Below are 20,726 nucleotides of genomic sequence, written 5' to 3'. Positions count from 1 at the left end.
GGGTCGGGAGTGCGCAACAGAGCGCCGATCTCACTCAATCAGATCGAACGCCGCTCTATCTGGACGTAAATCGGTATCGACGCTGCATCCAGCCGCCGCGGCCGGCAATTAAAGCCGGTATGCCCCAGGTGTTCACAAGCCGAGTGAACGGCAAGACCAGCATGATCGTCATGCCATTGATCATGTGCAGCTTGAAAATGAATGGGATTTCGTTTGCGTAGCCGGCAGCCGCCCCCGGCTTCAGCGCCACGATGCTCTGCGCCCACCACATGAACGGCAGCGCACCACAGCCGCTGGGGTATTCGGCCACGGCATAGGCGATCGTGCCGAGACCCAGCCCGAGCTGGATCATGATGAGAAGCAGGATCGCAACGTCGCCAAGCGACCTCCTTGGCCGTTCCCGTGCCCCGCTCCGGCCATGGCGTACCATCAGAGCGAGACCGATCAGGGCGATGCCGCCGGCTGCGCCGCCGATCACATTCGCCATCGTTTGCTTCATCCCATGCGAGATGCCGATAGCCTCGAAGGCTTCGATGGGGGTGAGCAGACCGACAAGATGGCCGAGAAGGAGGGTCAGGATGCCGGCATGGAAAAGCGCTCCGCCCGATGCCAGCGGTCCGAAGCTCCAAAGCCGGCTCGGACTTTCATGCTGCCAGTGGGGGGCGCCATCGAAGCGCAGCCAGCCGCCGAGAAGAAAGATCGAAAGGCTGACGTAGGGATACCAGCCAAACACCAGGCTGTTGATCCAGACGTTCATCTGTAACTCCCTGACAAGAGGGGCGAGACCAAGCCCCCGCATCGCTTCGGTCTGTCAGATCCGGACCAACGGTCCGACATGGATTGGCCGGGCGTTCGCCCAAAGCGGCCGGCACGCCGGCCACTGAGGGACGCTCTTAGAGCCTGTTGTCGCATTGTTTTTGCGGAAAACCGGTTTCCACTTTTCCGCACAATGCTCTAGGTTCAGGAGGCACCTCTTGCTACGAGCCAGTCTCCATCGAGTTTTGAAAGCGACAGCTTCTGGCCCGGCGCGAGGCACTCGTGATCCATCATGGCATGGTTATGGATGACTTCGATCTCGCTTCCGTTGGCCAGGGTAATGATGTTGTTGCAGTGACTGATGCCCTGGGCGTCGGGCGTGCAATTGGAATCCGACTCGACGACACCGGACACTGAAAGGCTGCCCACCGGCAGGGCGCCTCGCACAAGCTGCACGACGCGTTCGCCGTCTTTGCCATTGTCGGCCCAGGATGAGAAATGGGCTCCGGCCGGAATCGGCAGCTGGGCTCCAATGGCTGACCCGGTCAGCGCGGACAATCCCACCTTGATACCGCCGCCGAGCACGACGGCGACGGCGGCAAACACCAACCACCGGCGGGAGCGAGATAGACGTGATTTCGAGTTCGGCGTGGTCTTCATTTCCTATTCTCCTATTTTCCAAGCTACGGGTTTCGAACCATCTCGATCGGGGCGCATCGCCGCGCGAATTGATGGCTTCTTGCCTTGGTCAGTGAACCTTGCTCCACCCGACGCCGGCGATGTCGTTCCAGGAGTTGGTAAGATGGCAGGCCTGGCAATCTTCCACCTTGGCGTCGGGGCGCCGCGCAATCTGCTGCGACATCATGGTGAAGTGTTCCATGTAATGGCTGGGTGGCGCCTGATGGCACTGGTTGCAATCGCGCGAGTTGGGCGAGGGGTGGACGAACTCGGGGATCGACCAGACCTTGGTGCTGTGGCAGGTGGCGCATTCGGAGCCGAACTGGTTCTGGTGAGGGTCCTGCTTGGCATGGCAGGACGAGCATTGCAGCACCTCGGCTTCCGGCGATCCGCCCGCCTTGCCGTGCTCGATGCCGGCGAGATAGGCCTTGAGGTCGGCAAGAAGAGGCGAGCTGTCGTGCGCTGCCGCCGCCGTCTTGTCGGGCGAGGCTTCGGAGAGCTTGTTCGACCAGGTGACGCCGGCCTTGGCCAGGACCTCGTGATCCATGTTGATCGGTCGGCGGTCTGCGCCCTGATGCTCGACATGGCAGCCCGAGCAGGTGCTGATGTTGGCGTGAAAGGCCGTGTTCTGCATTTCGAGCAGGCGCGGATTGTCGGCGTGGCAGCTCAGGCAGGCGGTCGGATCCGGCCCCTTGTAGGGCGTGTGGCAGCTCTCGCACTTGTCGGCCAGGAAGGCATGCGCCTTGGACAGAGGGGCGGGATTGACCCAGCCCTTCCACGGGATCGATGTCGCCTGGGGCGCGGCCGCCGGCTTGGTGCCATCAGGCACCGACTGGGCATAGGCCAGCTGACCCAGCCAGCTGCCGGCGAGAAACAGGGCGATGGTCAGGACCAGAACGAGCGTTCTCATAGCGGCAGCCACCTCAGTCCAAAATAGAGCACCTGCCAGACGTGCAGTCCCAGCAGGAGCATCAGGGCAATCGACAAGACGATGTGAACGACGAGCCAGCGCCTGAACGCGGCCCTGATGGTGCCATAGGCGACGATCGCCGATTTGACGTCGGCAATGGCAGCCGCTACCTGGCGCGGATGCGGCGGCTCCTCGGCATGGGATCGGTGCCAGGGAGTCAGCAGCCGGCCGAGATAGGCGGCGAAGCTGCGCGCCGCCGGTTCCGCCGGTGCTTCGTTCTCCAGGAGCTCGTCGAAATTCCGGCTTAGCCCGTGCAGCAGCTCCTTCTTGTCGCGCAACTGCTCGGCTATGCGGCTCAGGATGTAGCGGCCGACATAGCCGCTCAGCGCCGTTGCCAGCATCAGCGCCGTCAGGGCGATGCCGAGGCCATGTTCGAAGCGTCGTCCGGTGTGGATCAGCCCGAGGATCGGGCCGATCAGGCCGGCGTAGATATGGATGGTCAGGACGACGCGAAGGCCGCGTACACCGCCGAACAGGCGCTTGATGGCGCCTATTCTCCGCATGGGCGTGTAGAGCATCGCGACAAGCATCAACAGCGCACCGGCAATGCCGATCGCGCTGCCGCCGAGGCTGCCCGGGAAGCGCGGCTGCGGCTCGACGAAGAAGCCGAAAGCCAGCAGGACGAGCAGGACGATCAAACCCCAGGCCAGGATGCGTTCGCGGTCGCCCATCTCAAGCCCTCACGATGACCTTGCCGCGCGGATGGGACTGGCATGCCAGGACCGTACCGTCTTCGACGTGGTGAGCTTCCTGCTCGCCCTCGGTGACGACATCGCCCTTGATAACCGTGATCTTGCAGCCGCCACAGGTGCCGGTGAGGCAGCTGCCGGCGATCTCCACCTCGGCCCGCTCCGCCGCGTCATAAAGGGTTTCTCCCGGTTGCAGGATAACCGTCTTTCCAGATCGGGAAAACACGACTTCGGCCGTCTCCGGCGCTGTCGGCGCTGTTGGCATGGTCGCGGGTTTGGCTTGCGAGGTTGCGGCGCCCGCGGCCGGCTCTGCCGGTGAGGAGGCCGGTTGGGCAGGCGGCACAGCCGGTTCAGCCGGGGGCGGCGTGGAAGACCGGTGGGTGAGGTGCGGCAGGTGCGGCATGTGGGAGCTTATGCGGCGGACAAGCTGGGCAGCGGCACCCATGCGATAGACGTAGGTGGCCACCAGGGTGATCGAGGCGAGGATGAGCGCCAGCATCACGGTGAGATGGAACGGCGTCAGGCCGTAGATGACCCATTGATCGCCGGCTTCCACCAGGCTGGGCATGTTCATCTGGCGGCGAAACCAGCCAAGCGCGACCTGCTGGGGCGCTTCTCCGGTCAGCACGCGTTGCCCGGAAAGGCCGGCTTCGGTCAGGGATGCCCCCTGCTTGATTTGGTCGAGGGCGTTGCGGACCGCAACGGCATCGACGTCGGCCGTCCGACGCGACAGTTGGACCAGGCCATCCGTCATCAACGCGGCACCGGCCGATATCGACTGGTGGGATTGCATCTCAAGGGAGAGGCGCTGCTCCGGGCCGACCTGCGGCATCGCCATCAGGCTCGGGTAGAAAGCGGGCTGCGGCATGCCCATTTCGCCCATCATCGCCATCATCTGGCCGGCGCCGGGCGCCGACCCCATCGAGCCGCCGGACATCGGCGGGGCAGCCGGAGAGGGCGCCGGCATGGTGGCGAACGCCGTCTTGGGAATGTCGGACGGCGCCGCATATTGGCCAGCCGCATAGGCTGGAACGTAGGTGAGGCCCAGCGTTGCCATCGGTGTGGCTTGGGTCATCGTCGGGGCAGGATGATGGGCGGTGTGATCGGTCGGCGACAGGTCGGCCCAGGCCGGCGAAGCGCCGGACAGGACGAGCGCCAGCACGACCGGCAGCCAGCCGGCAGGCTTCGAGAAGAGGTGAGTTCGCTTGCTGTCGCAAGCAATCGGCGTCAGAGGCACAGGAGGATCCTCGATCGGAAGGGGAGCGAGAGTGGTCCGGAACCCGGCGCCGCGAAGGACGCCGGGTTCCGGTGCGCCGCTTACTTGATGACGTGGGTGGTGTGAGCGCTCTGGTCCGCCGACGGAACGGCGGCCGGATTGACCGTCTGGGCGGTAGCCTGACCCCAGGCCAGGGTCTTCAGGCTTTGAAGTTCGGCCTCATGCGAAGCGACCACCTGCTCGGCAATCTTCCGCACCTCCGGATCGGTGCCATGCAGCAGTTCGATCCGGGCAAGGTCGATACCGGCTTCGTGCTGGGCGACCATGCCCTGCAGGAAGTCCTTGTCCGGCGCGCCGGTCAGCGGCTGGTTCAGGTTGTTGACCAGGCGCGAGTAGGTCCAGGCCGTGGCCTGGGCGGCCGGCGTCGGCGGCACCTGAACCTGCGGTGCCGGATACTGAGCCGTCTGCGACCAGGCAGCACCCGGCGCTGCGTTGGACATCGGCTGGCCCATCGGCATCATGGGCTGGCCGGGCTGCATCGGCATGTTCTGCGGATTCATGCCCGGCATGGCCTGTTGCATCTGCTGCGGCGTCATCATCATGCCCTGCTGCGGCATGCCCTGCGGCTGCTGCTGAACTCCGGGCTGGGCCTGGCTCTGCTGCTGGTCGCCGGCCTGCGGCGTCTGCATGCCGGGCTGCTGCATGCCCTGCTGCGGCGTGTTGCCCATCTGGCCGCCGCTCGGCATCGGCATTTCCATCTGGTCCATCATCATGCCGCCCGAAGACGAGCCCGAGGGCATCGAAGAGCCACCGCCCATCGGCATCATCATGGCGAAGGACGGAACGGCGAAGGCGACAGTGGCAAGGGTGACGGTCGCAAAAAGCGTGGAACGAAGCTTAGTCATGGTTTTCCTCGGATTCTGAACGCAGAACGAGGCTCCCCTTTGGGGCTGCCGGTTTCGTCTGCGGGATTTCAGGATGTTTCGGCCGTGGCCGAAAAAGCTGATCTTGCGTCAATCCGCCGGATACTCGCGCCAAGGCGCGGCCATCCCGACGAATGGGAGGTGCAGGATCAGGACCGAGGGGGCTCCATGGGCGGTTCCGGCCCATAAAGTGCGATCGTCACCTCATCGGATGGGATGAGATGGCTGCCGAATGCCTTGGTCGCCGCCTTGGTGATCAGGGCGGCGGTGCCGGGTACGCATTTCGCCATGCAGCCGATTGCGCCGACGCAGGCGACCTTGCCGCATTCGGTGGTGCCGAACTGATGGGCGGCGCAGCAGGGATCGGAATCGGGAGCGGTCAAAACCGGGCCTTGCTGGGCCAGGTCGACAGTCGCCGTCCGGCCGTGGTCGGCAGCCATCGCCGTTGCCGCTGCCAGAGGCAACGACAGCATGCCCAGGATCGCAATCCAGGCAAACAGCCAGCGAAGGTGAGACAAACGGCGCATAGGCTATAACGTGGCATAGGCGCTGGCAGTCCGCCATTGATATAAAATACGTAGCAGCCGATCGATGTCGGTGGCGGCGCAGTGACTGAAAACCGGCTTGCGCTCGTTAGCTTCCGTCCGGAACGGCGCTGTGCTGTCAGATCGCACCCAGCGTGAGCGTCTTGACCAAGCGATTGCCGAACCACATAATTGCCACCTTGGACGTTCACTTAAGGCGTCGATGCCCTTGATACGCTCCTTCACAATGCTCATTGCCGTTCTTGCCCTGCTCCTGGCCGTCGCGCCGGGGCCGCGCGCCTATGCCGCCGGCATGGGGACGGATATGGGGGCGGCTTTCTCCGCGCAGCAGGACGCCGACGGCTGCGCCTCGGCGATGATGCTGCAAGGCCAGTCCGGCAAGCACGATGCCGGCGGCTGCGCCAAAATGAACTGCTGCCTGGGCGCGATCTGCACCTTTGCCGGCCTGCCGGTGACGGCGGCCGTGGCAAAACCGATGTCGGCCGCAACGCTCAGCCTTTTCGCCGCCACCGCCGCCCTGACGGGCCGCAACGTCGCCCCACCTCTCGATCCTCCCAGATCGTTCGCCTGATCGTTTCGCGGGTTTCCCGCCAAGGCTTTCACTCGAACACTCGCTTTTGGCGAGCAGCGCGCCGCTGGCCGCTGTAATTTATGGATCGATCATGAACCGCAGAACTCTCCTCAAGACTGCCCTCGGCGGTGCCGCCGTCCTTGCCATGCCGACTTTCCGCGCCTTTGCCGCGACGGGGAGAACCCTGACGCTGGCATCGCGGACCCTCGACGTGAACGGCCGCGCCGCCACCGTCTATTCGCTTACCGGTCCCGACGGAAAGCCGGGCCTGTCCTTCGATGCCGGCGCCGACTTCGACGTGGCGCTCGCCAATACGCTCGGCGAGGACACCATCATCCACTGGCACGGACTGACCCCGCCCTGGAACCAGGACGGGGTGCCCGATGCGCCGATGCCGCTGATCAAGGCCGGTGAAACCCGCGCCTTCCGCTTCCCGGTGGGGGGCGGCGGCACCCACTGGATGCATGCTCATACGCTGCAGGAGCAGAACTTGCTGGCGGCCCCGCTGATCGTGCGGCGCCCGGAAGAGAAGTCCGCCGACGAGCAGGAAGTCGTTGTGCTGCTGCACGACTTTTCCTTCACGCCGGCGGCCGAATTGCTGGCCAAGCTGAAGGGCGGCGCTTCGGGCGACCACGCCGCCCAATCCAGCATGAATATGTCCGGGATGAACATGTCCGGGATGAGCGGCAAGGGCCACGACATGGCGGCGATGCCCAGCATGCAGGGCATGACCGGGATGGACATGGGATCGATGCCGGGAATGGCCGGCATGGCCATGGATCTCAACGACATCGAATACGACGCCTATCTCGCCAACGACCGGACGCTCGACGATCCGGAGGTGGTCAAGGTGGAGAAGGGCGGCAACGTTCGCCTGCGCATCATCAACGGCGCCACGGCGACCGCCTTCACCATCGATCTCGGCGCCCTCAAGGGCCAGGTGGTGGCCGTCGACGGTCAGCCGATCCAGCCGGTCGAAGCCCAGCGGTTCCCGATGACCATGGGGCAGCGGCTCGATATCCGTCTGCGCGTTCCCGCCGAAGGCGGCGCCTTCCCCATCCTGGCCTTGCGCGAGGGCGGGCCGCAGCGAACCGGCATCGTCATCGGCACGGCCGGATCGACGGTGCCCAAGCTGTCGCCGGTCGGCGAGGCGGCGGGCCCTGTTCTCGACATCGCCTACGAGGTTGGTCTGCGTGCCGTCACGCCGCTCGCCGATCGGTCGGCCGATGTCCGCTACGCCATCGATCTGACCGGTGACATGGCGAGCTACAGCTGGGCGATGCCCGGCAGCGAGGCGATCAAGGTGAAGAAGGGCCAGCGGGTGGAAATCGACATGCGCAACGCGTCGATGATGGCCCACCCGATGCATCTGCACGGCCACCATTTCCAGGTGATCGGCCTCGACGGTGGGGCGCGCTTTGCCGGTGCGGTGCGCGACACCGTGCTGGTGCCGCCGGGCCGGACGGTCACCATCGCCATCGATGCGGAAAACCCCGGTCGCTGGGCCTTCCACTGCCATCACCTCTACCATATGGCAGCGGGCATGATGGCAACCTTCGCCTACGAAGGCGTGTGACGGCAGATCCGCATGGAGGCGCAGGGCAATCCTTTGCCTTGCGCCGCCACGCCGGGCGCCGATGCTTCAGCCTTCGGCGAACCGCAAGGACGCGGCGATGTCGGCGATCGGCCGGAACAACATCAGCGCATCGTCCCTCGAGGGCAGAAAGCCGTGCCGGCGCCAAAAGGTTGCGGCTTCGCCATCGATGGCGTTGACCAGCAAGGCGCGGCCGCCGATTAGGTTCGCGGCGGCGACGCAACGCGTCAGCGCATGCTTGAGCAAGCCCGATCCGATGCCTTGGCCGGCATAGGCAGTGTCGGTTGCCAACTGCCCGAGCAGCAAACATGGGATGGGATCGGGCGGCTGACCGGTGCGGATCGATCGGGGCATGACAGCCGGCACAACGGCGGTGGGGGCAAGACCGTAATAGCCGACCACCCGGCCCGCGTCGTGAACGACGATCACGGCGGTGAAGCCCTTTTGCTGGTTCGACAACGCCCGCGTTTTCAACCAGTTGTCGAGGGCGGGCTTGCAGCAGGCGAAGGCGGAAACGTCATGCTGGGCGGTGAGCGGTTCGGGAGCCGAGAGGAGCATTCGTCAGCGCTTATCGCTTTCGGACGTTTCCCACGGCGCCGGGCGCTTCAGCAGTTCGACCATTTCGGGAACTGGCCGTGCCGGCTCCGACAGCACCTCGACGAAGGCCTGAAAGCCTTCCGGACTCATGCGGATCGGGAGTGTCTGGAGAACGACCTCTTCAGCCGCCTGCATGGCGGCTTCGCGCACGAAATCGGTCCTGGACCGGCCGCGCAGCCTTGCGGCGCGATCGATCAAGGCGAGATCCGCCTCGGGGAGGCGCATTGATACCGGGTAGTCTTTCCGCTCGGTCGTGCTCGACATCATCGACTCCTTATCGGCTCCATGATAGTGAGTGTAGTGCAAATTGCAATACGACTGATTGAGGTCGAGCCTCGTTTCCGGCTTGACGTGTTCTAGAGCTCGCTGGCAACGGGCCGCTTTTCAGCCACCGGTTCGACATCGTCGATGTTCAGGAAGCCCCCGGTCTGGCGGGTCCAGAGGCCGGCATAAATACCACCTCGGGCGATGAGATCGGCGTGGCTGCCCATCTCGACAATGCGGCCGGCATCCATCACCACCAGCCGGTCCATGCGGGCGATGGTGGAAAGGCGATGGGCGATGGCGATCACCGTCTTGCCTTCCATCAGCACGCCGAGGCTGTCCTGGATGGCCGCCTCAACGTCGGAATCGAGCGCCGAGGTCGCTTCGTCCAGCACCAGGATCGGCGCGTTCTTCAGCAGCACGCGGGCGATGGCGATGCGCTGCCGCTGGCCGCCGGACAATTTGACACCGCGCTCGCCGACATAGGCGTCGAAGCCGATGCGGCCCCGGTTGTCGGTCAGCTCGGGAATGAACTCGTCGGCATGGGCCATGCGGGCGGCCGCCAGCATCTCCTCGTCGCTCGCCTCGGGCCGGCCGTATTTGATATTGTCGCGGATGGACCGATGCAGCAGCGAGGTGTCCTGTGTCACCACGCCGATCGTCGCGCGCAGCGAGTTCTGCGTGACGGCGGATATGTCCTGCCCGTCGATGCGGACCGAACCTTCGCTGATGTCGTAGAGACGGAGGAGCAGGCTGACCAGCGTTGACTTGCCGGCCCCGGAATGGCCGACGAGGCCGATGCGCTCGCCCGGTGCGATGCTGAGCGTCAGGTCGTCGATGGCCAGCCGGCCGGAGCCATAGCCGAAGCTGAGGTGATCGATGTCGATGCCGCCGCCCTTGACGATCAGCGGCTTGGCATGGGGGCGGTCGGTGATGAGCTGTGGCTTCGACAAGGAGCGCACCGTGTCGTCGAGCGTGCCGACGCTTTCGAACAGGTCGGACAGGCTCATGGTGGCCATGCGCGACAGCTGCTGGATTTGCAGCGTCATGGCAATCACCGAGGCGATATCGCCTGGTGTCGCCATGCCGCGGCTCCAGAGCGTCAGGCCGGCAAGGCCGCTCATGGCCAACAGCAGACCGTTGAGAAGCGTCAGCAGGCTGGAGAGGCCGGTGATCAGCCGCATCTGCTTGCCGGTGGCGGTGATGCCGCTTTCGAGCGCCTCGCGCACATAGGCATCCTCGCGCGTCGAGGCGGTGAACAGGCGCACCGTCATGTAGTTGGAATAGCCGTCGACGAGACGACCGGAGAACACGGACGCCGTATCGGCCACTTCGCGGGCGGCGGCGCGACTGCGCGGCACGTAGGAATAGACCAGGATGACGTAGGCCACCGTCCAGACGATCAGCGGCGCAGCGAACAGCGGATGCTTGAAGAGGAGGTAGCCGATGACGCCGACCATGTAGAGCACGACGAATAGCAATTGATCGGCGAACAGGCGGATCAGCGAACGGATCGCCTGGCCGGTCTGTGTCACCTTGGTGGCGATGCGACCGACGAAGTCGTTCTGAAAAAACGAGATATCGGCTTTGGCGACGAATTCATGGGTGCGCCAGCGCACCAGCGTGCCGATGTTGCGCGACAGCACCTGATTGCGAACGAGCTGGGAAAGGAAGGTGACCAGCGGCCGCGCGGCCAAGAGCAGCAGGATGAAAAGGGTGACGATGTGCCAGTCGATGACGCGGCTGCCAACCCGATCGGCCTCGGTCACCGCGTCGATCAGCCAGCCGATGGAAATCGGCAGCACCACTTCGGTCAGCGACAACATCAGCGTCAGCACCGCCATGGCCACCAACGGCCAGCCGGTTTCACCTAGGAAGAAGCGCAGGATGCGCCACTTGGTGGTGGGCGGCGTCAGCGGGTGGACGCCCGACGTCGGTTTGAACGGATCGATCCGGCTCTCGAACCAGGCGAACAGACGGGCGATGGGCGAGGGAAGCGACGGCATGCTCCGAATGTGGCCGTATCGCTGCGAGACACAAGTGAGAGCCGGCGGAATCCCGAGAAATTTCTTGTGATGCCGGCGATTCTTGCCGGTCAGTCGGATGGAACGTAGCGGAGTGTGCCGGCGCGGCGCGTTGGCGTGCCGGTGTCGTTGGTATGGTTGATGCCGTCCATCACGGGCACCTCGGGGAAATCGAACGGGCTCACTCCGTCGAGGCAGGCGACGTTCACGGCATGGAGGTTCGGGTCGGACCGCCGCTGATGATGGGTGTATATGCCGCAGACGGAGCAGAAGAAGTGCTGTGCCGTCTTGGTGTGAAAGCGATAGGTGGTGAGCTTGTCCTCGCCCTCGAGGATCTTCACCCCGCCCATCTCCGCCATGACGACGACGGCGCCGCGCATCCGGCAGTAGGAACAGTTGCAGCGGCGGATCGAATTGAAGCCGTCGCTGAGCGTCACCTCGAAACGGACGGCGCCGCAATGGCATTGGCCCGTCCGAATGGTCTTGTCACCCGGCATGCTTTGTCTCCTGTTCGGATCGCTGCGGCGTCCATCCTGGGGAGGGATCTGATTGGAGCGTTCGTCTGCATCCGCCTGGTTGACGAGGTGAAACGGATTCGGTTCCTCTCAAGCGTCCGCCGTTTTCGAAAGGCCTGCAACCTCTATCGCCTGACCGGCTAAGGTCAGCGGGGCCGAAGTGGGGCAGGGGTGTTATTGATGAGCGCCGCAGTGACTGGAGCTGCCTTATCCGGCGCTGCCATCGTGATCGTCGGGTCGCGACAGCACCATCAGCTCGGAGCGCAGCCGACCTGGATCTGACAGGCCCGTTTCGATTGCCGCATGAACGGCCTTCCAGATCGGCACGGCGTCGGTAAGAACCGCGCGGCCTGCCGGCGTCAACCGCAGCAGACGGGCGCGCTTGTCCGTCGGGTCGGCTTCGGTGGCGACGAGGCCACGGCGCTCCAGCGGCTTGAGGTTGGCGGTGAGCGTCGTTCTGTCCATGGCGAGCAACGCCGCCACGCTACCGACCTTGGGTGGATGCGGGCGGTTGAGCGACATCAGCAGCGAGAATTGGCCGCTGGTGATGCCGGCCGGCTTCAGCGCGATATCGAAGCGGCGGGCCAGCGCCCGCGCCGCCCGCTGCGCATGCAGGCACAGACAGGTGTCGCGCACCAGAATGGTCGTCTCAAAGCTCGGATTGACAGTCATTTGCATTTGGGGTTGACATCCGGGGTACTTTTACGTTGATATCAACGTAGATGATGACGCGTCAATGGATATCGCAGGCGATATCGGCGCGGCGAACAGGGCGCGGAGGGTAGGACCGCGTTCGCCGGGCGCGTTGCGCCCCGCCAAGGCAAATCCAGGGAAAGCAAATTCCGGTTTTGGAGAGGAGAGACCCATGAAGATCGTGACCAGCTTGAGTTTTCAGGGCCAGTGCCGCGAGGCATTCGAGTTTTACGCCAAGGTGCTTGGCGGCAAGATCAAGGCCGCCATGACCTATGCCGACGCCCCGCCGGGCATGCCGATTACCGACGAGAAGTACAAGACCTGGCTGATGCATTGCTGGCTCGATGTTGGCGATCAGTCGTTGATGGGCGCCGACATGGACGTTGAATGGGCCAAGAATATCGACAAGCCCAAGAACGGTTTCGACGTGACCCTGCACACCCAGGACAAAGCCGAGGCGCAGCGCTGGTACACCGAGCTTTCCGCGGGTGGCAAGGCAGTGATGCCGTTCCAGGAAACCTTCTGGTCGCCGGGCTTCGGCTCGCTGATCGACAAGTTCGGCATCCCCTGGATGATCAACGTCATGCCTTCACCCGACTGGAAGCCGCAGCAGGGCTGATCGGGAGATACCTGGGAAAATATCAGGCGCGCGCCGACGCATGACTGGCGTCGGGCGCTGCCGTTGGGGGAACGAATGAACCATTCCTATCGCTGGGTCATCGTCGCGGCGGGCGGTCTTCTGGGCTGCGTCGCCATCGGTGCCATGTTCTCGCTGCCCGTCTTCCTGCAGCCGATGTCGAAGGAGACCGGCTGGTCCGTCACCGGCATATCCACGGCGATGACTGTCGGCTTCCTGGCCATGGCGGTGGCCAGCATGGCGTGGGGCGGCCTGTCCGACCGGTTCGGGCCTCGGCCCGTCGTGCTCACGGGTTCGGTGGTGCTGGCCGGCAGCCTGGCGCTTGCCAGCCGGGCGACATCGCTGATCGAGTTTCAGTTCACCTTCGGCCTGCTGGTCGGCGCGGCCACAGCGGCGGTCTTCGCGCCGATGATGGCCTGCGTCACCGGCTGGTTCGATACGCAGCGCAGCCTTGCCGTGTCGCTCGTCTCCGCCGGCATGGGCATGGCGCCGCTGACCATGGCGCCGTTCGCGGCGTGGCTGGTCACACTCCACGACTGGCGCACCTCCATGCTGATCATCGCCGGCATCACCGCCGCGCTGATGATCCCCGTGTCGCTGCTGGTCCGCCGTCCGCCGGCGCTGGAGGGCACCCATCCCCAGATGGCGGCAAACGAGCCGCAAGCAGACATGACGGTGCGACAGGCGGTGCTGTCGCCGCAGTTCATCACGCTGATGCTGGCCAACTTCTTCTGCTGTGCCACTCACTCCGGCCCGATCTTCCACACGGTGAGCTATGCGGTGACCTGCGGCATCCCGATGATCGCCGCCGTATCGATCTACAGCGTCGAGGGTTTTGCCGGCATGTTCGGCCGCATCGGCTTCGGCCTGGCCGGCGACCGGTTCGGCGCCCAGCGCGTTCTCGTCCTGGGATTGCTGGCACAGGCCTTCGGCGTGCTCTCCTATGCCTTCGTCAGCCAGCTCGGCGGCTTCTATGCGGTGGCCATGTTCGTCGGCATGATGTACGCCGGCACCATGCCGCTCTACGCGGTGATCATCCGCGAGAACTTCCCGCTGAAGATGATGGGTACCATCATGGGCGGCACGGCGATGGCCGGCAGCCTCGGCATGTCCACCGGCCCGCTGGTGGGCGGCATGATCTACGACCACTTCAACGGCTACGCGCTGATGTACATCGCCTCCTGCGGCATGGGCCTCGCCGCCGCCCTGATCCTGCTCACCTTCCGGCCGTTCCCGACAAGGCAGGAAGGGGCGCTGGCGCCAGCGTAAAACGCCTAGGGGCGTCTTCGGCCGTCTCTTGTCCGCTTTTGCCACCCGCCCGGAAACGCTGGTTTTCCGGGCGGGTGGTTTGCTTTCACGCGTCCGCCTTGTCCAAGAAGTCCGCGACCTTTGGAGTGGAGGCTTCGCTTTCGTCGACCAGGAAACCGCCGGTCTGGCGGCTCCACAGGCCGGCGTAGAGGCCACCCTTGGCGACGAGGTCGGAGTGGCTGCCCATCTCGACGATGCGGCCGCCGTCCATCACCACCAGCCGGTCCATGCGGGCGATGGTGGAGAGGCGGTGGGCGATGGCAATCACCGTCTTGCCTTCCATCAACGCGCCGAGGCTTTCCTGGATCGCCGCCTCGACATCCGAGTCCAGCGCCGAGGTCGCCTCGTCGAGGACGAGGATCGGCGCGTTCTTCAGAAGCACGCGGGCGATGGCGACGCGCTGGCGCTGCCCGCCGGAGAGCTTGACGCCACGTTCGCCGACATGGGCATCGAAGCCGGCACGGCCCCGGTTGTCGACGAGGTCGGGGATGAAGCCGTCGGCGTGCGCCATGCGGGCGGCCGCCACCATCTCCTCGTCGCTCGCTTCGGGCCGGCCATACTTGATGTTATCGCGGATGGACCGGTGGAGAAGCGAGGTGTCCTGCGTGACCACACCGATTGCCGCGCGCAGCGAGTTCTGCGTGACGGCGGCGATGTTCTGGCCATCGATGCGGATGGCGCCACTTTCGATGTCGTAGAGACGCAGGAGCACGTTGACCAGCGTCGACTTGCCGGCGCCCGAGGGGCCGACGAGGCCGATCTTCTCGCCCGGCGCGATGGTCAGGCTGACGCCGTCGAGCGCACCCTTCGCCTTGCCGTAGTGGAAGGCGACGCGGTCGAACTCGATGCCGCCGCCGGTAACGACCAGCGGCTTGGCGTCCTTGCCATCGATCACCGTCTGCGGCTTCGAGATGGTGGCGATGCCGTCCTGGACGGTACCGATGTTCTCGAAGATGCCGGTCAGCTCCCACATGATCCAGCCGGACATGTTGATGATGCGGACGACCAGACCGCCGATCAGGGCGATGGCGCCGGTGGTGACCGCACCCTGCATGAACAGCCAGACCGCCAGGGCGCCGGTGATGACCATCAGCAGGCTGTTGATGCTCGTCAGCGACATGGTCATGGACGTGATCAGCCGCTGCTGGGCGTAGAAGACCGAGGTATGGTCCTGCAGCGCCTCGCGGGCGAAGTCGTCCTCACGTTCGGCATGGGCGAACAGCTTCACCGTGTGAACGTTGGTGTAGCTGTCGACCACGCGGCCGGTGAGCAGCGAGCGCGCCTCCGACATCTCCTCGGACTTGCGGGCGATGCGCGGAATGAACCGCCGGAGCACCAGGAGGTAGGCGGCGATCCAGATGATGAGCGGGATCGCAAGGCGCATGTCCGCCTCGGCGAACAGCACCAGCGCCGACACCGTGTAGATCAGCACGAACCACAGGGCATCCGCCGCCTGCGTGGTCGATTCACGCAAGGACGGGCCGGTCTGGATGATCTTGTTGGCGACGCGGCCGGCGAAGTCGTTGTTGAAGAAAGCGATCGACTGGCGAAGCACATAGCGGTGGTTCTGCCAGCGGATCAGGTTGGTGACGCCGGGCGCGATGGTCTGGTGGATCAGGAGATCGTGCAGGGTCTGAAACACCGGGCGCGCGATCAGGATCACCGCGCCCATGCCAAGGAATTCCCAGCCGTGGCGCGACATCACCTCGGCGGGCGGGGTGTTGCTGAGATAGTCGACAATGGCGCCGATGTAGCGGAAGATCGACACTTCGATCAGTGCGACAAAGAAGCCCACCACCATGACGGCGGCAAAGCTCGGCCAGACCTGCCGGAGATAGTGCCAGTAAAAGGGGATGAGGCGGTCGGGCGGTTGGCCGCCCGGCCCCTTGGCATAGGGGTCGATCAAACGTTCAAAGAAGGCAAACATAGTAGCACCGAATGGAGGCGATGAGCCGGCGGCCGGAATGACCGCGGCGGAGTGCTAGAGGTGGAATAGGGGGCGAAGGGGTTCGGGACGGCGCGCGCCGTGCGGGCGCGGTCCAAAACTGACATCGGGCGTGCAAGCCAGAAAAATCGGCTCGGCCGGGTCAGACTTTATAGAAGAGAACCACCATTCAACGCTCCTCCTTGTGACTGGAGCGCCGACACGGTAGCAGAAGAGACATTCAGTGCAACCAATTGGATGCCGGCGCCGTAAGACGATTCAAAGAGGGTGGCAGAAAAGCCACTCTCCATCACCTCAATCGATCGAAATCCATCGGAATCGTTGATGATCGACCTTGCTCTCTATCAGCCGGACATCGCCCAGAACACCGGAACGCTGATCCGGCTCGCCGCCTGCCTCGGCACGACGCTGCATGTCATCGGTCCCGCGGGCTTCGACATGTCCGACCGCAACCTCAAGCGGGCTGGCATGGATTATATCGAGCTGGCGACGGTGGTCCGGCATGTCGGCTGGGCGGATTTCGAGACCTTCGCCACGGGGGCAGGGCGCCGGCTGGTGTTGGCGACGACCCAGGGGTCGGTGCCCTATGCCGACTATTCTTTTCGGGATGGCGACATCGTGCTGATGGGACGGGAGTCGGCGGGCGTCCCGGAAGCGGTGCACACGCGGGCCGACGGCCGGATCGTCATCCCGATGCGGCCGGGCGTCCGGTCGATCAATGTGGCGCTATCGGCCGCCATGATCATGGGCGAAGCGCTCAGGCAAACGGGTGGTCTGCCGAAGCTGTAGCGGCGGTGATCGGCGACATCACTGAAATGCGTTGGACGGGACGGGCTTTCGCTCCGATCCTTGGGCGATCAATTCTGGAGAGATGACATGAAACTCCTCATTGCCAACAAGGGTTATTCGTCCTGGTCGCAGCGCGCCTGGCTGGTGCTCAGGCATTTCGGTATTCCCTTCGAGGAGATCGTGCAGCCGATGTATGTCGACGGCTGGAAGGAAGCCATTTTCAGGATATCGCCGACCGGCAAGGTACCCTGCCTGATCGACGGCGATATCACCGTCTGGGAAAGCCTCGCCATCATCGAATATGTCGCCGAGAAATTCCCCGACCGTGGCATCTGGCCGACGGACTCGGCGGCGCGGGCGCATGCGCGATCGGCGGCGGCCGAGATGCACGCCGGCTTTCAGAATCTTCGCCGCGACTACGGTGCCAACTGGCGCCGGACCTATGCGTGGAAGTTGCGCGGCGACGGCTCGGCGCTCGAGGACGCAAAGCGCATCTTTGCCCTGTGGAAGGAAGCGCGCCAGCGCTTCGGCCAGGATGGGCCTTTCCTCTATGGCGCCTTTTCGGCGGCGGACGCCATGTATGCGCCGGTGGTCGGCCGGTTCACCACCTATTCCTGGGTGGTCGATGCCGAGACTGAGGCCTATATGGACTCTATCAGGACATTGCCGGCCTATTCCGAATGGGTCGAGGCCGGTCGGGCCGAGCCGTGGACGATCGCCCAATACGAGTATGATGAATAGCTTATAGGCGATGGGGCGGAACCGGCCATAGGCGTGCCGCGTTTAACAGACATGAATAGCCGAGGAGGCCCCGTCATGATCAAGACAATCGCCGCCACAGCCCTTTCCGCCGTCATGGCAATTACCGCAGTGGCGCCTGTTCAGGCGTTTCCCATTCCGGCCATCGGCGGCGGTCAGCCCGCTCAAGTTGAAAAGGTGCAAGTGGTCTGCCTGGACGGCAACATGTGTCGTGACCGCCCCAGTTATCGGCACTATCGGGATTCCAGGGACAACTATCGCTATTGGCACGGCCACCGCGGCTACGATTATTACCGTCCCGGCTATCGCCGCGGTAATGATGGCTGGTGGTATCCACTGGCCGCTTTCGGCCTTGGCGCTGCGATCATCGGCGGTATGGCCGCCCAGCAGGCACCCCGGCCGCAGCCAAGCTATGCAATGCCGCCCGACCACGTGCGTTGGTGTCAGGCGCGCTATCGCTCCTACGACCCCTACAGCGATACGTTCCAGCCGAATCGCGGTCCGCGCCAGCGCTGCCGGTCGCCTTATTGACGAGAGGCTACAGACCGAGGAGGGGTGGCAGTGTGACTGTCGCCTCGCCTCGGCGCTTGGCAAGGCAGGGTGAAAGCGCCTAAATCACGCTCCGTGAAACCGGAGTGATCGTTCATGCCGACCAGCGCCGCCTCTCTCGCACCGACCGCGCTGCCGCCCGATATCGAGGGCAAGAAGGCGCTTGCCTCCGATTGGTTCGCAGAGCTTCGCGACCGCATCTGCGCCGTTTTCGAGGGCATCGAGGCCGAAGGCGCCGCTGCGGCCGGGGTGGAGCCGGGCCGTTTCGTGAGGACGCCTTGGCAGCGCACCGACCACACCGGTGCACCGGGTGGCGGCGGCGTCATGAGCCTGATGCGGGGCGGCGTCTTTGAAAAGGTCGGTGTCCACGTCTCCACCGTTCATGGCGAATTCGCCCCGGAATTTCGGGCGCAGATGCCCGGCGCCGAGGAAGATCCGCGTTTCTGGGCCGGCGGTATTTCGCTGATCGCCCATATGCAGAACCCGCATGTGCCGGCCGTCCACATGAACACCCGCATGGTGGTGACGACCCGCCAATGGTTCGGCGGCGGCGCCGATCTGACGCCGATGCTCGATGCCCGCCGCAGCCAGGAAGACCCCGATACCATAGCCTTTCACGCGGCGATGAAGGCGGCCACCGCCGCCCATCCCCATATCGACTATGCGGACTACAAGGCGTGGTGCGACGAGTATTTCTTCCTGAAGCACCGGGGTGAGACGCGCGGCGTCGGCGGCGTTTTCTACGACTATCTGCATTCCGATGCCGGCTGGGCAGCGGACTTCGCCTATACGCGCGATCTCGGCCTTGCCTTCCTCGATATCTATCCGCGCCTCGTCCGCGCCAACATGCGCACGCCCTGGACGGCCGCCGAGCGCGACGAACAACTGGTGCGGCGCGGCCGTTACGTCGAGTTCAACCTGCTCTACGATCGCGGCACGGTGTTCGGCCTGAAGACCGGCGGCAACGTCGACAGCATCCTGTCGTCGATGCCGCCGCTCGCCAAGTGGCCGTGAGAGCCAGACCCGAAACTCTACTGGGGCGGACATCTGGCTTAGTCTTCTGCACTTCCGGTGCTCACGGACGTTAAGTCCGCTCCGCTCCGGTTCTCGAACCCGTCGCCAGCTGCCTCGCTCCAGCGAGTTTCAGGTCTGGCTCTGACGCCTTACCACGGCGTGTCGCCGCTGGCCTCGACGAAGCGGCCGGACACCGCATCCTCGTCGAGTAGCGCATATTTGACCGGCAATCTCGCCCCTTCCTCGGGCGTCATGAAGCCGGTGTGGCCGGTGAGGTCGGTCTTCACATAGCCGGGACTGACCGAGTTGACGACGATCGCCGTGCCGCGCAGCTCCTGGGCGAGCTGCACCGTCAGCATGTTGAGCGCCGCCTTGGAGGCGTTGTAGCCGATGAGGCGCGCGGCATAATAAGGCGAGGTCAGATCGCCATTCACCGTCAGCGATCCCAGCGAGCTCGACAGGTTGACGATGCGCGCCGCCGGCGACAGGCGCAAGAGCGGCAGCATGGCCTGCGTCACCTGGAGTGTGCCGATAAAGTTGGTCTCCATGATCTGGCGCGCGGCGTCGGGCGATGCCGATGTCGGCGGCCCGTCCTCGGCGTGGACGATGCCGGCGTTGTTGACGAGAATATCGAGACGTCCGTGACGGGACCGGATCGCTTCAGCGGCGGCTCTGATGCTTGCGTTGTCGTTGAGATCGATGTGGACGGCCTCGGCTTTCAGGCCCTGGACAGCAAGCTCGGCCACGGCGGCGCTGGCACGATCGGCGTCGCGGGCGCCGATGAGGACGAAGACGCCCACCTCGGCCAACTGGCGGGCGATCTCCAGCCCGATGCCCTTGTTGGCGCCGGTGACGAGGGCAATGCGTGTGTCGGTCATGATCATCCTTCAAGGCTTGGGGTTTATTGGGCATCAGGATATGAAGGATCATTCAGTTTGAGGATTCGCTTTTGACCTTGAGCCCGCCGCCCCACCTAACCCCGCGGAAAAAGCCGCGTCAGGCGCGCGCGACGGTGACGCTCGACGCCATCTTCGAGGCGACCATTCAGGTTCTGGTGAGTGACGGACCGCGCCGCCTGACCACGACGCGGGTGGCCGAGCGGGCCGGTGTCTCCGTTGGGACGATGTACCAATATTTTCCGCACAAGCAGGCGCTGTTCTATGCGCTCAACGAGCGCTACCTCGACGCTTTGGCCGGCGAGGTGGAGGAAGCTTGCCGGGCGCAGCACGGCGCACCCATTGGCCGCATGGTTGAAGCGCTGGTGACCACCTATTGGGCTGCCAAGACGGAACGGGTCGAGGTCACCCATGCCCTTTATCGATCGGTGGCGGAGATCGACAACGAGCCGCTGATCGAGGCCTTTGCCCAGAGGGTCGATGCCGCCACGACCGCCATGTTCGCCAGCGCCTCTGATGCCGCCTTCGCCGATCTGTCGGCGGTGGTGCTGACGCTGTTGACCAGCATCTTCGGCACGGTCCGCAGCGTGTTCGAGCGCCATCTGCCGATTGCCGAAGCCGACGCGGTGATGCGGCAGCTCAAGCTGATGTGCACGGCCTATCTCGAAGCCGCCAAAGTTCAGGGAAAGGACGCTCCGGTCGCGGCGTAGCCGTCTGTTCAAGCCATGACCGTTGCAGAACCAGGACCGCCTTCTCGGCGTCGGTACTGTGTAACGATTCATAAAAACGGTTCA

23 protein-coding genes are annotated in these 20,726 nt (G+C 64.5%); 9 read left to right on the top strand and 14 right to left on the bottom strand.

Annotation, left to right across the window (positions count from 1 at the left end; all coding sequences use genetic code 11):
- Nucleotides 1-55: 55 nt before the first annotated feature.
- From narI to G522_RS0123125, 7 genes are all read right to left on the bottom strand, one after another.
- Complete coding sequence (gene narI, locus G522_RS0123155) at nt 56-757, bottom strand: respiratory nitrate reductase subunit gamma (RefSeq protein WP_026793064.1); 702 nt, start codon at nt 755-757, stop codon at nt 56-58.
- A gap of 203 nt (nt 758-960) precedes the next feature.
- Nucleotides 961-1,416 carry a hypothetical protein gene (locus G522_RS0123150; RefSeq protein ID WP_026793063.1) on the bottom strand — a complete coding sequence of 152 codons (456 nt, stop codon included), beginning with the start codon at nt 1,414-1,416 and terminating at the stop codon, nt 961-963.
- A gap of 88 nt (nt 1,417-1,504) precedes the next feature.
- On the bottom strand, nt 1,505-2,344 hold the full coding sequence (locus tag G522_RS0123145; protein WP_051229150.1) for a cytochrome c3 family protein: 840 nt from the start codon (nt 2,342-2,344) through the stop codon (nt 1,505-1,507).
- Complete coding sequence (locus G522_RS0123140) at nt 2,341-3,075, bottom strand: hypothetical protein (protein ID WP_026793061.1); 735 nt, start codon at nt 3,073-3,075, stop codon at nt 2,341-2,343. Before G522_RS0123140 ends, G522_RS0123145 begins: the two co-directional genes overlap by 4 nt.
- A 1-nt stretch (nt 3,076) precedes the next feature.
- Nucleotides 3,077-4,330 (bottom strand): 2Fe-2S iron-sulfur cluster-binding protein, encoded by a 1,254-nt coding sequence (locus G522_RS0123135; RefSeq protein WP_026793060.1) that lies wholly within the window; start codon nt 4,328-4,330, stop codon nt 3,077-3,079.
- A gap of 80 nt (nt 4,331-4,410) precedes the next feature.
- Complete coding sequence (locus tag G522_RS29285; protein WP_051229148.1) at nt 4,411-5,214, bottom strand: DUF305 domain-containing protein; 804 nt, start codon at nt 5,212-5,214, stop codon at nt 4,411-4,413.
- 167 nt (nt 5,215-5,381) lie between these two features.
- Nucleotides 5,382-5,759: a hypothetical protein gene (locus G522_RS0123125; protein ID WP_026793059.1), complete on the bottom strand. Its 378-nt coding sequence runs from the start codon at nt 5,757-5,759 to the stop codon at nt 5,382-5,384.
- Between the two features lie 244 nt (nt 5,760-6,003).
- Here G522_RS0123125 and G522_RS0123120 point away from each other — a divergent pair, with 244 nt between their 5' ends.
- The gene (locus G522_RS0123120; protein ID WP_026793058.1) at nt 6,004-6,348 is read left to right on the top strand and encodes a hypothetical protein; all 345 of its coding nucleotides are present in this window, start codon (nt 6,004-6,006) and stop codon (nt 6,346-6,348) included.
- Nucleotides 6,349-6,439: 91 nt separating this feature from the next.
- Nucleotides 6,440-7,924, top strand: coding sequence for a multicopper oxidase family protein (locus G522_RS0123115; RefSeq protein ID WP_026793057.1), 1,485 nt, complete (start codon nt 6,440-6,442; stop codon nt 7,922-7,924).
- Nucleotides 7,925-7,990: 66 nt separating this feature from the next.
- Here G522_RS0123115 and G522_RS0123110 read toward each other — a convergent pair whose 3' ends face one another.
- The 5 genes from G522_RS0123110 to G522_RS0123090 form a co-directional block, all read right to left on the bottom strand.
- Nucleotides 7,991-8,500 carry a GNAT family N-acetyltransferase gene (locus G522_RS0123110; RefSeq protein WP_026793056.1) on the bottom strand — a complete coding sequence of 170 codons (510 nt, stop codon included), beginning with the start codon at nt 8,498-8,500 and terminating at the stop codon, nt 7,991-7,993.
- Nucleotides 8,501-8,503: 3 nt separating this feature from the next.
- Entirely contained in the window at nt 8,504-8,806 is a 303-nt protein-coding gene (locus tag G522_RS0123105) for a type II toxin-antitoxin system TacA family antitoxin (protein ID WP_425414092.1), read from the bottom strand.
- Nucleotides 8,807-8,895: 89 nt separating this feature from the next.
- A complete protein-coding gene (locus tag G522_RS0123100) occupies nt 8,896-10,809 on the bottom strand; it encodes an ABC transporter ATP-binding protein (protein ID WP_036840673.1) in 1,914 nt (637 codons plus the stop codon).
- A gap of 89 nt (nt 10,810-10,898) precedes the next feature.
- On the bottom strand, nt 10,899-11,324 hold the full coding sequence (locus G522_RS0123095; protein WP_026793053.1) for a GFA family protein: 426 nt from the start codon (nt 11,322-11,324) through the stop codon (nt 10,899-10,901).
- Nucleotides 11,325-11,549: 225 nt separating this feature from the next.
- Entirely contained in the window at nt 11,550-12,020 is a 471-nt protein-coding gene (locus G522_RS0123090) for a MarR family winged helix-turn-helix transcriptional regulator (RefSeq protein WP_026793052.1), read from the bottom strand.
- Between the two features lie 187 nt (nt 12,021-12,207).
- On the opposite strand from G522_RS0123090, the gene G522_RS0123085 reads away from it, so the two are divergent.
- Nucleotides 12,208-12,654: a VOC family protein gene (locus G522_RS0123085; RefSeq protein ID WP_026793051.1), complete on the top strand. Its 447-nt coding sequence runs from the start codon at nt 12,208-12,210 to the stop codon at nt 12,652-12,654.
- A gap of 75 nt (nt 12,655-12,729) precedes the next feature.
- Nucleotides 12,730-13,941, top strand: a complete 1,212-nt coding sequence (locus G522_RS0123080; RefSeq protein ID WP_026793050.1) for an MFS transporter — start codon at nt 12,730-12,732, stop codon at nt 13,939-13,941.
- Between the two features lie 85 nt (nt 13,942-14,026).
- Here the strand turns inward: G522_RS0123080 and G522_RS28375 are convergent, their stop codons facing one another.
- Nucleotides 14,027-15,907 carry an ABC transporter ATP-binding protein gene (locus G522_RS28375; RefSeq protein ID WP_051229146.1) on the bottom strand — a complete coding sequence of 627 codons (1,881 nt, stop codon included), beginning with the start codon at nt 15,905-15,907 and terminating at the stop codon, nt 14,027-14,029.
- 342 nt (nt 15,908-16,249) lie between these two features.
- Between G522_RS28375 and G522_RS0123070 the strand changes: the two genes are divergently transcribed.
- The 4 genes from G522_RS0123070 (at nt 16,250) to hemF (ending at nt 19,036) form a co-directional block, all read left to right on the top strand.
- A complete protein-coding gene (locus G522_RS0123070; RefSeq protein WP_026793049.1) occupies nt 16,250-16,714 on the top strand; it encodes a tRNA (cytidine(34)-2'-O)-methyltransferase in 465 nt (154 codons plus the stop codon).
- An 87-nt stretch (nt 16,715-16,801) separates the two neighbouring features.
- Nucleotides 16,802-17,455 (top strand): glutathione S-transferase family protein, encoded by a 654-nt coding sequence (locus tag G522_RS0123065; protein WP_026793048.1) that lies wholly within the window; start codon nt 16,802-16,804, stop codon nt 17,453-17,455.
- 75 nt (nt 17,456-17,530) lie between these two features.
- Complete coding sequence (locus G522_RS0123060; protein ID WP_026793047.1) at nt 17,531-18,004, top strand: BA14K family protein; 474 nt, start codon at nt 17,531-17,533, stop codon at nt 18,002-18,004.
- 114 nt (nt 18,005-18,118) lie between these two features.
- Nucleotides 18,119-19,036, top strand: a complete 918-nt coding sequence (gene hemF / locus G522_RS0123055; protein ID WP_051229144.1) for an oxygen-dependent coproporphyrinogen oxidase — start codon at nt 18,119-18,121, stop codon at nt 19,034-19,036.
- Between the two features lie 149 nt (nt 19,037-19,185).
- On the opposite strand, the gene G522_RS0123050 is transcribed toward hemF, so the two are convergent.
- Nucleotides 19,186-19,914: an SDR family oxidoreductase gene (locus tag G522_RS0123050; RefSeq protein ID WP_026793045.1), complete on the bottom strand. Its 729-nt coding sequence runs from the start codon at nt 19,912-19,914 to the stop codon at nt 19,186-19,188.
- A gap of 77 nt (nt 19,915-19,991) precedes the next feature.
- Here G522_RS0123050 and G522_RS0123045 point away from each other — a divergent pair, with 77 nt between their 5' ends.
- Nucleotides 19,992-20,642 (top strand): TetR/AcrR family transcriptional regulator, encoded by a 651-nt coding sequence (locus G522_RS0123045; protein WP_342663917.1) that lies wholly within the window; start codon nt 19,992-19,994, stop codon nt 20,640-20,642.
- The last annotated feature ends 84 nt before the right edge of the window (nt 20,643-20,726 follow it).

It is taken from the genome of Pleomorphomonas oryzae DSM 16300 (genome assembly GCF_000422965.1).
In the GTDB taxonomy this organism is placed as follows: Bacteria; Pseudomonadota; Alphaproteobacteria; order Rhizobiales; family Pleomorphomonadaceae; genus Pleomorphomonas; species Pleomorphomonas oryzae.
The sequence above is the reverse complement of the archived record's forward strand: the minus strand, read 5'-3'. Positions and strand labels throughout refer to the sequence as shown.